Here is a 13,149-nt window from a genome sequence, read left to right as displayed (position 1 = left end):
TCAATATTGTCTTATAGTTTAACAAATTTATGTTAATCCGATCAATGTTGAATAAATAATTTTGAACCGTAAAAAAGACAAGTATTCTCCTCTAAATGGGAATGAAGCTTCAGAAGAAAATGTACTCACATCATAATTTTTCCTAATTACCCATGAAGAAACTATATCTCGTGCTATTCATGCTTGCTTCTTTCTTTGTGAAATCACAAACCGAATCCACGATTAAAGGGAAAGAAAAATACCAAATATTGCCCTTTGGAAGTGTAAAACCTGCCGGCTGGATCAAATCACAAATGCAAAAAGATGTGGAGGGATTCGTAGGGAATTTAGATGTTATCGTCCCTGATTTAATGAATGATCCCATCTATAGTTCAGCTCGTTTGCATAAAAACTCAAAAATGAAGGATTTAGGCAACAATAAAGAAGGTGACACCGAAGGTTCTGAACAATACAAATGGTGGAACAGTGAAACCCAGTCTAACTGGTGGGATGGGTACATTAGAAATGTTATTCTTTTAAATGATAAGGCGGGCCTTAAAAAAGTAGAAAAGTATATTCAAGGGGTATTGAAAACACAAGATGAAGATGGATACATTGGTATTTATGATCAAGAGTTGAGGTATAAATTCAATACGGAAAATGGAGAATTATGGTCGAAGGCAACGATGTATAGAGGGCTTTTGGCATACTATGAATATTCTAAGGATAAAACAGTATGGAAAGCGATCGAGAAAGCGGTTCATAATGTCATGACAAATTATCCCATCTATAAGTCAAGCCCCTTTTCATCCGGAAAAGAATTCAACGGAGGAGTTTCCCACGGCTTGACATTTACAGATGTCCTCGATAAAATGTATCAAATTACTGGAAATAAAAAATACACCGATTACGCCTTATTTCTGTACCAAGATTTTAGCAAAACGTATCAGTCAGAAAAGGACGTCCAACTAGCGTCTATTTTAAATCCGACCTACAAATTATCCAGCCATGGCGTTCATACCTATGAGCATTTACGCCCCTTAATTGTAGCGGCGTACGCCTCTTATAACAAAGAAATTAAATCTGCTCTAGCAATCTACCTACACAGAATAGAGAAGACGACTACTCCTACTGGTGGTGCCACAGGCGATGAGTGGATTTCCGGAAGATATGCGAATGCGACTAACACCGGATATGAGTATTGCTCCTTACACGAATTAATGGATAGCTACACGGTATTGTTTCAAAAACAAGGTAATCCCCAAACCGCAGAAGCGATTGAAACCATTTTTTACAACGCCGCACAAGGTTCCAGAAACCCTATTTATTCCTGTATTGCCTATCTAAAAACAGATAATTCGTTTGAAATGTTAGGCACTAGAAATGGGGAAGAGGAGTCAAATAGAAAGCAAACTAGATACAAATACTCTCCTGCTCATCAAGATGCTGCAGTTTGTTGTAATCCTAATGCAGGAAGAATCACCCCGTATTTTTTAGAAAAAGCGTGGCTGAAAGAAAATGCGAACATGTTAGTCAATGTGCTTTTAATGCCAAATATCCTTCAAACAACCGTAAATAATCAGAGCGTAACAATAGAAACCATTACTGAGTATCCTTTTCAAAATTCTTTTGCTTTTAAAATTTCAAACCCGGGCAATGCTTCTTTCAAAATCAAGATTAGAAAACCTGAATGGGCGACGGAGATAAATACGAAAGAGAAATATACACTTGAAAATGGCTTCTTAGTTTTCGACAGGTCATTTGCAAAAGAGGACGTAATTGAAATGGCATTTAAGGCTGAGGTTCAAGTAAAAGAAGATTTAAATAAGGAAAAATATGTTCGCTACGGAGCACTATTTTATGCAAAACCAATAGATGCTATGGAGGTAAAGGGTAAATCGTATTATCCTAATTTTGATGATATCCTGTATAAGCCTACAGAAACCACTCGGTTTAAATTCGTAGAAGCGAACCAAGCAACTTTCAAGAATGGCCAGATCACCATGAATGCCATAAACCAATCCACGAATCTACTACAGAATATCACCTTAATTCCATTCAATAAAACCATCTTAAGACAAACCAGTTTTTAATCCTCTTGCAAATGAAAAAATACCTTCAATTGTGCCTTTTATTGGCAATAAGCAACCTTATTTGGGCACAAACTACTCAACCAAAGATCACTAAAGGAGAAGTAATTTACCATGTTTTTCAGCGAAGTTTTTATGATAGCAATGGAGATAATAATGGGGATTTAAATGGATTGCGTTTAAAATTAGATTACCTCCAAGACCTTGGGGTTACGTCCATCTTGCTCTTACCTCTTTACGAAGCGGATTGTTATCACAATTATTTTGCGAGTGACTTTGAGAAAATAGATCCAGAATTTGGGACGATGAAGGACTACATTGAATTAGTCAAAGACATTCACAAAAGAGGGATGAAGGTCTACATGGATATGGAAACTCAATATGTTACATCAGAACATTTGTGGTGGAAGGATGCCGTAGGAAATCTTAATTCAAAATACAGTGACTATATTTTGTTTGATGATGAGAAGCATCAAGTACCTTCCACTATGGTTTTTGATCTAAAGGAATTAAAAGGTTTTGATGGTAAAATAATCAAGGCGACCACGGTAAACTTAAAGAGTCCTAAAGTATTAGATTACAATATTAAACTGTTTTCTTATTTCATTGACCCTAATCAGGATGGCAAGTTCAATGATGGCGTGGATGGATTTAGATTAGATCATGTCATGGATCATTTAGATGCTAAGCCTAAGCTTACCAATCTTTTCACTGAATTTTGGAAGCCATTAATAGCAGAAATCAAAAAGGTAAATCCTAAAATTACTATTGTGGCAGAGCAAGCAGATTGGAATGACTATGGATTCGAATATTTCGAAAAAGCGACGGTGGATAGGATGTTTGGGTTCGGATTAAAGACGGCTATTTTATCTTTTGACAAACAGCAATTAATCCAGAATGCAGCTATTATCTTGAATAAAACACCTAAAGGGAAAGAGCAACTTATTTTCATTGAAAACCACGATCTAAATCGATTTGCTTCTTTAGTGCCGAATGTAGAGAAACAAAAAGTTGCTGCAGCCTTGATGTTTCTTATCGGGGGAATACCTTCTATTTATTATGGACAAGAGATAGGCATGCAAGGTAAAGTAAATTCCTATGGCGGAACGGATGGGAATGATATTGGTCTGCGAGAAGCCTTTGACTGGTATAAAACTGGGGAAGGGGAAGGAATGTCATTTTGGTATAAAAACACCGGAAAATGGTGGACAAATGCAAATCTGAAACCGAATGATGGGATTTCGTTAGAAGAACAAATGAAGGACCCTACTTCATTGTTTAATTATTACAAGCAGGTGATAAAATTGAAGCAAGGCTATAAGGCTTTTGTTCATGGCAAGCACGAAAATGTGTCCAATGCTAATAACCAGGTGTATAGTTTTCACAGAATTGAAGGGGATAATACGATGTTAGTGTCCGTTAATTTATCTGATCAAACGCAAGAGTTCGTCTATGATGATTTTCGCCGCGCGACCCCTAATTTGATGGACAAAAGCCAATCCTTGCAACGCAAAAATACCTTGAAACCCTATCAAGTTTCAGTCTGGAAAATTAAGTAATGAACGCGCTCATAGCGCGCAAACACCGGGATAGATTGGGGGTAATGGATCAGTTAAATTACCCCCAGTTCCTTACCCACACTGGTGAAGGCAGCAATTGCGTGATCTAATTGTTCTCTTGTATGTCCTGCAGATATTTGTACACGAATTCTGGCTTGACCTTTGGCCACCACCGGATAGTAAAAACCAATTACGTAAATCCCTTTTTCTAAGAGTTTTTCCGCCATTTTTTGGGAGATAACCGCATCGTATAACATGATCGGGATGATCGGGTGTTCGCCTGGCTTTATATCGAAACCTGCGGCCACAATTCGCTCTCTGAAATACGCCGTATTTTCCTCCAGTTTATCGCGCAATTCTGTTGTCTTAGACAAGATATCAAAAACAGCTATGGATGCACCAGTAATGGATGGCGCTAAGGTATTTGAAAATAAATAAGGTCTAGATCGCTGTCTTAATAGGTCAATGATTTCCTTGCGGCCAGAGGTAAACCCTCCTGATGCTCCGCCTAACGCCTTGCCTAGGGTACCCGTAATGATATCAATTTTACCCATCACCCCTTTTTGTTCGTGCACCCCACGTCCCGTCTTTCCCATAAAGCCGGAGGAATGACATTCGTCAATCATAATCAGGGCTTCATATTTTTCAGCTAAGGCGACGATTTTATCCAATTGTGCAATGGTGCCATCCATCGAAAAAACGCTGTCTGTGACAATCATTTTTTGTACAGCCCCATCCGCCACCGCTTGCTTTAATTTAGCCTCTAGATCGTCCATCGAATTATGCTCATATCGGTAGCGCATCGACTTACATAAACGGATGCCATCGATGATGGAGGCATGGTTCAATGCATCAGAAATGATCGCATCTTTTTCTCCTAAAAGCGGCTCAAAAACCCCTCCATTTGCATCAAAAGCCGCAGCGTACAGGATCGTATCTTCAGTTCCTAAAAAGGCAGATATTTTTTCTTCTAAGGTTTTGTGAATATCCTGTGTTCCACAAATAAATCGAACTGACGATAGCCCAAATCCATGGGTATCAATTGCGTCTTTTGCGGCTTGAATTACGGCAGGATGAGAAGAAAGGCCTAAGTAGTTATTCGCACAAAAATTATACACTTTTTGACCGCCTTGAATGGTAATTTCGGCAGATTGTGGCGAGGTAATGACACGCTCTTTTTTGTATAACCCAGCTTCCTTGATGGAATCAATTTCTTTTGTGATGAAGGACTTGTATTGTTCGTACATAGCTCGTTTACTTTAAATGTTGTGGTAGTTTAGAGATAATTTCAGCGGTCATTTCAGTTAAGCCAAACGAGGCTTTCCAACCCCAGTCGTTTCTAGCGCAGTCATCATTAATACTCGATGGCCACGAATCTGCAATTTTTTGTCTGAAATCTGGTGCGTAATTAATGCTAAATTCTGGATAGTGAGCACGAATGCTTTCCGCTATTTCTTGCGGAGAAAAACTCATTCCAGCTAGATTATAACTAGTTCTGATTTGGATGTTAGATGCTGGAGCGGCCATTAATTGTAAGGTAGCTTGCACAGCATCCTCCATGTACATCATGGGTAGGGCCGTGTCTTCTTGTAGGAAGCAGCTAAAGTGCTCCTTGTTTATGGCTTTGTAATAAATGTCAACAGCATAATCGGTTGTGCCACCACCGGGCAATGATTTATAGCCTATTAGTCCTGGGAAACGTAGACTTCGCACGTCTACACCATAGGTGTTGAAATAATATTCACACCAATGCTCGCCGGCTAATTTAGAGATACCATACACTGTGGTGGGATTTTTAAAGGCGTCTTGCGGGGTGTTGGTTTTAGGGGAATTGGGGCCAAAAACAGCAATGGAACTAGGCCAAAACACTTTATCCAGCTTACATTCTTTCGCTAATTCTAATACATTTAACAAACCTCGCATGTTAATATCCCAGGCCTGAACGGGATTTTTTTCTCCATTAGCAGAAAGAATCGCAGCTAAATGATAGACCTGCGTAATCTTTTCTTCTTGTATAAAATGCGCGATTGCGTCTTTGTCTAATACATCAAGGGTTTGAAAGCGGCAGTAGTCAAATGTAGATTTTACACTTTCTTGAAAATCTGTTGCAATGACCGCATCGCTACCGTATGTATTGACTAAGGCTTTGGTGAGCTCAGATCCTAGTTGACCGCCAGCACCAATCACCAATAGTTTATTCATTTATAGTTTGTTTGTTGATAAGTGTATAAAATTACCAATGTTGAGCGATTTATTAACAAATCTTCAACCCCTTATTTGCTTTTCATGGTGTTTTACATGATAAAGGGTAAAGTAAAGCATTTCTCGCAAGGTGAGTTTTCCTAATAATGGATGTGGTAAAACATAGTAATCGAGGTTCTCTTCAGAAATCTTTTCAATGTATAAACATAAATGTAAGACTTCTTTTTTTAGGTTTTCTTTTAATTTTTGGCCCTTTTTCAGGTCAACCTTTTTAGGAACAAATGGCCCCGAGGCTTTACCTCCGTTTTCTAATCTAGCCTGATATCGTTCTATTAACGCATCATAGCTTCTCCCTTCTCTGTTCGATTTCCCCCAAATAAGCTTTAATAAAAACTTAGGCAAACTGAATCCCAATCCTACGGGTTTGACAGAAAGATAAATGTGCTCTAGCTGTTGGCCTGCCGTCCATTTTTCGTTTCTGCTTACACTAAATTCTTCCGTTGAAAGTTGATCTACACAGGCTATAAATTCCTGGTGATTTTCAGTCAGCTTTTTAATAAGGGTATGCTTATCCATGCTATTAATCTATAAATTAGGGCTGCGCTAAAAAAGCTTTCGAGTAGTTGATTTTCTGTGCATCCATGGCTGGCAAATGGCCTGTCAAGCGCTTTTTAAAATCAGCATAATTTTTGGATTCTTTCGCCGACCACGCTATTTCAGAAAGCGCTAAAGCACGGGGATAAGTCATGTATTCAGCGTAAGTAATATTGCTGATGTATTCCGTCCAAACATTCGCTTGGATTCCGACCACATGCTTCGCCTCCTCTGCCGTTAATTCAGGAAGATTCGGTTCAAATGAATAACTTTTACTCAATGGCAATAAGCCACCAATAGCCAGCGGCTCTGTTTTAGGATCCGCTTGGTAATAATCTAAATAGAAATACGAATTAGGGGACATCACCACATCGTGGTTTTGTTTCGCTGCTTCAATTCCCCCTTTTGTCCCACGCCATGACATGACCATCGCATTCGGAGAAATTCCCCCTTCTAAGATTTCGTCCCAACCCAGTAGTTTTTTGCCTTTTGAAGTGACGAATTTATCAATTCTACGGATGAAATAACTCTGTAATTCATGCTCATCTTTTAAGCCCAGTTTCTTAATTAAATCTTGGCAGAACCGGCTTTCTTTCCATTGTGTTTTCGGGCATTCATCTCCACCTATATGAATATATTGGCCTGGAAAAAGAGCCATCACCTCGGTTAATACGTCTTCCAAAAACGTAAAGGTTTCCTCCCGTGGAAATAGTACATCTTCCGAAACTCCCCACTTCGTTTTTACCTGGTAGAGCTTATCGGCATTAGCCCCGAATTGCGGATATGCCGCCAAAACCGCCTGAGAATGGCCCGGCATTTCAATCTCAGGAATTACCTCAATGTATTTTTTCTTCGCATAAGCGACGATGTCTTTCACCTCCTCTTGGGTGTAAAATCCGCCATGTGGTTTGCCGTCATATTTTTGGTCCCCATAATGGCCTAACATACTTTCTTTGCGCACAGAAGAAATCGAGGTCAACAACGGATACTTTTTGATTTCAATGCGCCAGCCTTGATCTTCTGTTAAATGCCAATGAAAAGTATTCATTTTGTATACCGCCATTAGATCGATGAAGCGCTTAACTGATGCCACGGGAAAGTAATAACGGCCTACATCTAGCATCAATCCACGGTAGGAAAACCGGGGCTCATCTTTAATCTGTACGTTTGGAATCGAAATACTTCCCGTTAAAGGCGACCCAGCATATACTTGTGCAGGCATTAATTGCAATAAAGTTTGCAAAGCATAAAAAGCGCCCTTGCCTGTTTTAGCTTGAATAGCAATTTTATTCGAACTAATCTGAAGCGTATATGCTTCCTCACCTAAATTCGAATTCTGCGAAAATTGAATCACTGCCGATTTCGAGGCTTTTACGCTGATAGGGAAAGAACTAAGCCCTTGAAGATATTCTTGTAATAAATTCGCCACGGGAGCAAATTCGGCATGAGAAAAGCCAATCGTGGTAGATTTTTTGACCACAAATTGACCCGTTTGGGGTACCACTTCTTTGGGTAAAGGAATGAGGTTGTAGTTGTTTTGTGCGAATCCTGCGAACGAGACAAAAACGAGTAGAGCGAAAATTTTCATGCGAGATTGAATAGGTTTTGATGAATCAAATTAACCAAAAATAGTTTACTAATTAAAATTACCTGTTAGCGGATGGAACGAAACGATTCATACACCCTTCTTTGGAACCGTTTCGAAGGCTAAATGGGTTGACACTGTAGCGGGCTTATAGGTTTATTTATCGGCAGAATTTTTGGGTAATCCATTAATTTTAAGTTGATTTGATTTTTAAGTGCAACTTTAAACCTCAAACCTACCTTATGAAAACCTCAAACTCGATTAAAAGACGCGATTTTCTAACGAAAGCAAGTTTGGCCTTTGGCTCATTTTTTATCGTTCCTCGACATGTTTTAGGAGGAATTCGTCCAGATGGTTCTCCATACTTGGCACCAAGTGATCTCATTAATTTAGGTTTTATTGGAACAGGAAAGCAGGCGAGAGGATTATCCAATTCATTTTTGACTACTGGGGAGGTTCGAATTGCAGCTATATCAGAGGTGTATCAAGCAAAAGCCAACCTATTTTTAGATCGCGTAAAAGACATTTATTCGAAATCATCTTCGCTAGGAACGTATGCTGATATAGCCCAATACCAAGATTTTAGAGAACTGTTAGCACTTAAAAACATTGACGCAGTTGTCATTGCTAGTCCAGACCACTGGCATGCAGCCATGGCGGTTCGTGCTGCTGCAGCCGGTAAAGATATTTATTGCGAAAAACCACTTTCGTTGACCGTAAAAGAGGGACGCGCGATGGTGGATGCGACTCGAAAATACAAGCGCGTATTTCAAACAGGATCCATGCAACGCTCTTGGCCAGAGTTTAGACAAACAGCTGAATTAATACGTAATGGCTACATAGGGGAAGTGAAATCCATTAAAGTGAATGTGGGCCCCCCTCCAACAGGCTATAATTTAATGGCAGAAGAATTACCTACTGGATTGGATTTTGAGAAGTGGCTAGGACCTAATGACGCGGTTTCGTTTAACTCTGAATTAGCTCCCCCTATTTCAAAAGATGTGTTCCCTAATTGGAGAAAATACAAGGAATTTGGCGGCGGAGGCATGACCGATTGGGGTGCTCACATGTTTGATATTGTTCAATGGGCACTTGATATGGATGGAAGTGGCCCCGTACGAGTGGATGCTCCTAAAACGAATGGAAATGAGTTTTTGACCTACACTTACGCGAACGGAATTACGATGACACACCAGCCTTGGGAGTGGAATAATGCCATCGAGTTTGTGGGTACCGAAGGAACTTTGCGTGTTCAAAGAAAGAAGTTAGAAACATCCAATGCGGCCTTGAAGGATCGCATTATTGGGCCAAATGAAAAGCACGTTTACCAAAGCACGAATCACTATAAGGACTTTTTATCTGCGATGCGCAATCGCACCCTGCCTATTTGCGATGTAGAGATTGGTCACAGAACTGCCTCGGTTTGTAACATCGGAAACATTGCCTATGAGGTAAATAAATCGTTGACCTGGAATCCAACAACTGAAAAATTCACGGACGCTGATGCAAATGCATTGCTCGGCAGAAAATTGAATAAAACGTGGGGGATTAAGTTATAGCATAAAAGCATTTCTTGAAGTCTTATCATTCATATTATCAACTAATGAAGCTAGTATTCACACTTCTGTTCCTGTTTTTCGTTGGCCAAATCCAAGCCCAAGACTCCAATCGCATGCACCGCATTGCGAAAATCAAAGTCGATGCGAAGCAACTCGACGTCTATAAATCGCTTTTAAATGAGCAGATGAATACCGCGATAAAAGTGGAACCAGGCGTATTATCCTACACAGCAGTGGCGGATAAAAAAGACGCGACGAGCATCATTATTTTCGAAGTTTATGCGAGCCCAGAAGCCTATCAGTCTCACATTTTAACGCCCCATTTTAAGAAATACAAAGACGCGGTAAAGGACATGGTTTTGTCACTAGAACTGATCGATACGGACATCGTTTGCCTAGCTAAGAAAGAAAATTTCTGATGAAATCATTCAAAGAATCTTTGTCGCAACCAGCACCTGATCCGCAACTATCTATAGTCTTACAAAGTCTTTGGTATGATGCCAAAGGCGATTGGGATCAAGCTCATGCCCTCATCGATCAGCTCGGTGACCGTGATTCAGCTTGGGTTCATGCCTATTTGCACCGCAAGGAGGGGGACATTTGGAATGCAGATTATTGGTATGCCCGCGCTAAGAAAACGCGTCCGGCATATTCGTTGGAGGAAGAATGGGCGAACATAGTTTCTTATTTTTTAACTACCTAAGAAGGAATTCTTTGCTTGGATCATCTAAGTGAATAATAAGCAATTCTGCTTTAATTATTTACTAATCATCCTCCTATGTGGCGTTTCCTATCCATTCTTTTGTTGATTTCATTCAACGCTTTTACCCAAAACAACACCCAAACCATACGTGGTGTTATTACTGACAAACTTTCTCAAACACCCATTCCGGGGGCCAGCATTCAAATTGCATCTTTGCAAAAAGGAGTGGCAACGGATAGTTTGGGCCAATTTAGTTTGAAAAACATTCCCCCTAATCGCTATGAAATTAAGGTCACTAGCGTGGGGTATAAAAACGTCACACTTCCGAATGTGATTGTCATTTCTGGGAAAGAAGTAATCCTAGATATTCAATTAGAGGAGTTGTTTAATCAACTCAGCGAAGTCGTTGTTAAAGCCAGTAACAAGGGCGGAACGATAAATAAATTAGCGAGTGTTAGCGCACGAACGTTTTCGATGGAAGAAGTTAATCGTTATGCGGGAGGTCGTTCAGATCCAGCGCGTTTAGCCGCCAATTTTGCTGGTGTTTCTGCGCCGGACGACAGCCGAAATGATATCGTTATCCGGGGCAATTCTCCAGTGGGTGTTTTGTGGCGAATCGATGGAATGAATGTGACTAACCCTAACCATTTTGCCTCCGTGGGCACGACGGGCGGAGCCGTAAGTGCTCTTAATACGAATCTCTTAAAAAATTCGGATTTCTTTACCTCTGCTTTTCCCGCAGAATATGGGAATGCGACGGCCGGTGTTTTTGATTTAGGCTTCCGTTCTGGGAATAATAAAAAGCGAGAGACCACTTTACAAATGGGTGTTATAACCGGTTTGGAAGCGACGACAGAAGGGCCATTTTCAAAGAAAAGTGACGCATCTTATGTGGTGGGATATCGCTATTCATTAGCAGGAGTCGCACAAAAAATGGGCGTTGACATCGGTACCACCGCCTTGCCGTCGTACCAAGACTTGTCTTTTAAAGTGGCGAGCGGCAATAGTAAATATGGCAAATTTTCCTTGTTTGGGATTTTGGCAAACAGTACGATTGAAATCAGTGGAGGGAGTTCTAGTAGCTTATATGGGAACGGAAATCAGGTCGACTTTGCGAGTAAAATAGGAATCACAGGCTTGAATCACTTTAAGCAATTGACATCAAAGTCATACATTACCTCGACCTTGGGCGTAAGCTACTCTAGCAATGACCAAACGTCCTATGATTTTGACCGAAACGATAACCTCGACTTTATTAAAGAGGTAAATAATGTAGCTCGAACGAGCTATAATTTTAGTTCCACTTACCATTCAAAACTAAATGCACGGACCTTTATTAAGGTGGGAATTCGAAACGAAGTGATTGATCTGTATTTGAATTATAAAACTAAAAATAGGGCTAGAGACACCTATATGCAGCTTTGGGATTATAATAGTAGCACGAACCTTGCCCAAGCATTTGCTCACGTTAAATACGATGTTAGCGAAAGATTGACGATGAATGTGGGTTTGAATACCCAATTATTTTCGTTGAATAATTCTACTTCTTTGGAGCCACGTTTGGGCTTGATTTATGCAACTTCGGATAATAGTAGTTTGAATTTTGGCTACGGATTGAATGCCCAACTGCAGCCGATCAATGTTTATTTTTTAGCTAGCACAAATCCGAGCGGAAGCAAGAGTTACACAAATCAAGGTTTGGACTTTACGAAAAGTCACCACTTGGTTTTAGGTTATAATGTTCAACCTTGGAAGGACTGGAGAATTAAGACGGAGGCGTATTACCAGTCCATTTATAATGTTCCGGTTACTTCATATGCTAGCAGTTATTCGATGTTGAATACAGGGGCGACATTTAAAACAGATTTACAGGATAGTTTGGTTAATGAAGGAACGGGCAAGAATTATGGCCTTGAATTAACGGTGGAGAAGTTTTTCAGCGACGGGTATTATGGCCTATTTACGACCTCCTTGTATGATTCAAAATATGTCGCCAGTGATGGCATTGAACGAAATACAGCCTTTAATGGCAAGTATATTTTTAATGTATTAGGGGGAAAAGAATGGACGGTAGGTCGCGCTGGTCGAAATAAAATTTCGATTGATGTAAAGTATACGAATGCAGGAGGGCGGGCATACACCCCGATTGACCTTTTGAAGTCTAAAGTAACCGGTCGCGAACAACTATCTTCTGAGGAGTATTCGAGTTTCTATGAAAATTATTACCGGGTAGATTTCAAGGTAGGATACACCTTAAATAGCGCGAACAAAAACCGTTCGCATACGGTATCATTGGATTTGCAAAATGTGACGAATCACAAGAATATTTTTTCGCAGAATTATGACAATAAAAGCCAAAGCATCAACACGAAATACCAATTAGGCTTCTTCCCTAATGTGGTGTATAAATGGCAGTTTTAACGACTCGACCTAGGTCCCATAAAACCAAAGTTCGAACTCGTTAAAATCTTTTCCACTAAGCGATCAAAGGCCTTAATTTGAGGGCCTTTGCATAGTCCTCGGATATCGCGAAAGTGAGCATAATTCAATGAATCTAATTTTCCGTAAGTCGCTGTTAATTGTTGCAGGGCTTGCGGATTTTTATTTTCAAATTGGTAATAGGCTTTTTTAGCATCAGCGATCTCATTTCTAATTTCGGCCGATTGATCTTGGTGATTTTTGACGAAACCAGCATAAATGGTCCGCTGCTGTTCATTGAATTGTAGTTCGTCAGCGATGACATTTTTTAATTGTGGGCCGCCAGGAAAGGGACGATGTTGGAATTCGTTGAAAACAAAAAATCCGAGCGCAAGCACATTAATGAATAGGCCAATACCAAATACCCAAGTCCACACTTTTTTGCGTTGATTTACCATGG

11 protein-coding genes are annotated in these 13,149 nt (G+C 40.1%); 6 read left to right on the top strand and 5 right to left on the bottom strand.

Annotated features, from left to right (window positions below):
• Window positions 1-152 precede the first annotated feature (152 nt).
• Together ACRZ9O_RS09550 and ACRZ9O_RS09545 are read left to right on the top strand one after the other, a co-directional pair.
• Window positions 153-2,072: a beta-L-arabinofuranosidase domain-containing protein gene (locus ACRZ9O_RS09550; RefSeq protein WP_459458610.1), complete on the top strand. Its 1,920-nt coding sequence runs from the start codon at window positions 153-155 to the stop codon at window positions 2,070-2,072.
• 11 nt (window positions 2,073-2,083) lie between these two features.
• On the top strand, window positions 2,084-3,628 hold the full coding sequence (locus ACRZ9O_RS09545) for an alpha-amylase family glycosyl hydrolase (protein ID WP_459458608.1): 1,545 nt from the start codon (window positions 2,084-2,086) through the stop codon (window positions 3,626-3,628).
• Window positions 3,629-3,681: 53 nt separating this feature from the next.
• Here the strand turns inward: ACRZ9O_RS09545 and kbl are convergent, their stop codons facing one another.
• The 4 genes from kbl to ACRZ9O_RS09525 form a co-directional block, all read right to left on the bottom strand.
• Window positions 3,682-4,875, bottom strand: a complete 1,194-nt coding sequence (kbl, locus tag ACRZ9O_RS09540) for a glycine C-acetyltransferase (protein ID WP_459458606.1) — start codon at window positions 4,873-4,875, stop codon at window positions 3,682-3,684.
• A gap of 7 nt (window positions 4,876-4,882) precedes the next feature.
• Window positions 4,883-5,830, bottom strand: coding sequence for an NAD-dependent epimerase/dehydratase family protein (locus tag ACRZ9O_RS09535; protein WP_459458604.1), 948 nt, complete (start codon window positions 5,828-5,830; stop codon window positions 4,883-4,885).
• A gap of 63 nt (window positions 5,831-5,893) precedes the next feature.
• On the bottom strand, window positions 5,894-6,406 hold the full coding sequence (locus ACRZ9O_RS09530; RefSeq protein WP_459458602.1) for a DinB family protein: 513 nt from the start codon (window positions 6,404-6,406) through the stop codon (window positions 5,894-5,896).
• 16 nt (window positions 6,407-6,422) lie between these two features.
• The gene (locus tag ACRZ9O_RS09525; protein WP_459458600.1) at window positions 6,423-8,012 is read right to left on the bottom strand and encodes a beta-N-acetylhexosaminidase; all 1,590 of its coding nucleotides are present in this window, start codon (window positions 8,010-8,012) and stop codon (window positions 6,423-6,425) included.
• A gap of 239 nt (window positions 8,013-8,251) precedes the next feature.
• On the opposite strand from ACRZ9O_RS09525, the gene ACRZ9O_RS09520 reads away from it, so the two are divergent.
• The 4 genes from ACRZ9O_RS09520 (at window position 8,252) to ACRZ9O_RS09505 (ending at window position 12,692) form a co-directional block, all read left to right on the top strand.
• Window positions 8,252-9,568, top strand: a complete 1,317-nt coding sequence (locus tag ACRZ9O_RS09520; RefSeq protein WP_459458598.1) for a Gfo/Idh/MocA family protein — start codon at window positions 8,252-8,254, stop codon at window positions 9,566-9,568.
• A 44-nt stretch (window positions 9,569-9,612) separates the two neighbouring features.
• Window positions 9,613-9,987, top strand: coding sequence for a putative quinol monooxygenase (locus ACRZ9O_RS09515; protein ID WP_459458596.1), 375 nt, complete (start codon window positions 9,613-9,615; stop codon window positions 9,985-9,987).
• Window positions 9,987-10,271: a hypothetical protein gene (locus ACRZ9O_RS09510; protein ID WP_459458594.1), complete on the top strand. Its 285-nt coding sequence runs from the start codon at window positions 9,987-9,989 to the stop codon at window positions 10,269-10,271. The genes ACRZ9O_RS09515 and ACRZ9O_RS09510 overlap by 1 nt, the downstream gene beginning before the upstream one ends.
• A 75-nt stretch (window positions 10,272-10,346) precedes the next feature.
• Window positions 10,347-12,692 (top strand): TonB-dependent receptor, encoded by a 2,346-nt coding sequence (locus ACRZ9O_RS09505; protein WP_459458592.1) that lies wholly within the window; start codon window positions 10,347-10,349, stop codon window positions 12,690-12,692.
• Here the strand turns inward: ACRZ9O_RS09505 and ACRZ9O_RS09500 are convergent.
• Window positions 12,689-13,147, bottom strand: a complete 459-nt coding sequence (locus ACRZ9O_RS09500) for a hypothetical protein (RefSeq protein ID WP_459458590.1) — start codon at window positions 13,145-13,147, stop codon at window positions 12,689-12,691. The two genes, ACRZ9O_RS09505 and ACRZ9O_RS09500, sit on opposite strands and share 4 nt — an antisense overlap.
• Between the last annotated feature and the right edge of the window lie 2 nt (window positions 13,148-13,149).

The sequence above is a fragment of the Aquirufa sp. HETE-40SA genome, assembly GCF_054558635.1.
Note: the sequence above shows the minus strand (reverse complement) of the source record. Positions and strands in the feature narration are given on the sequence as shown.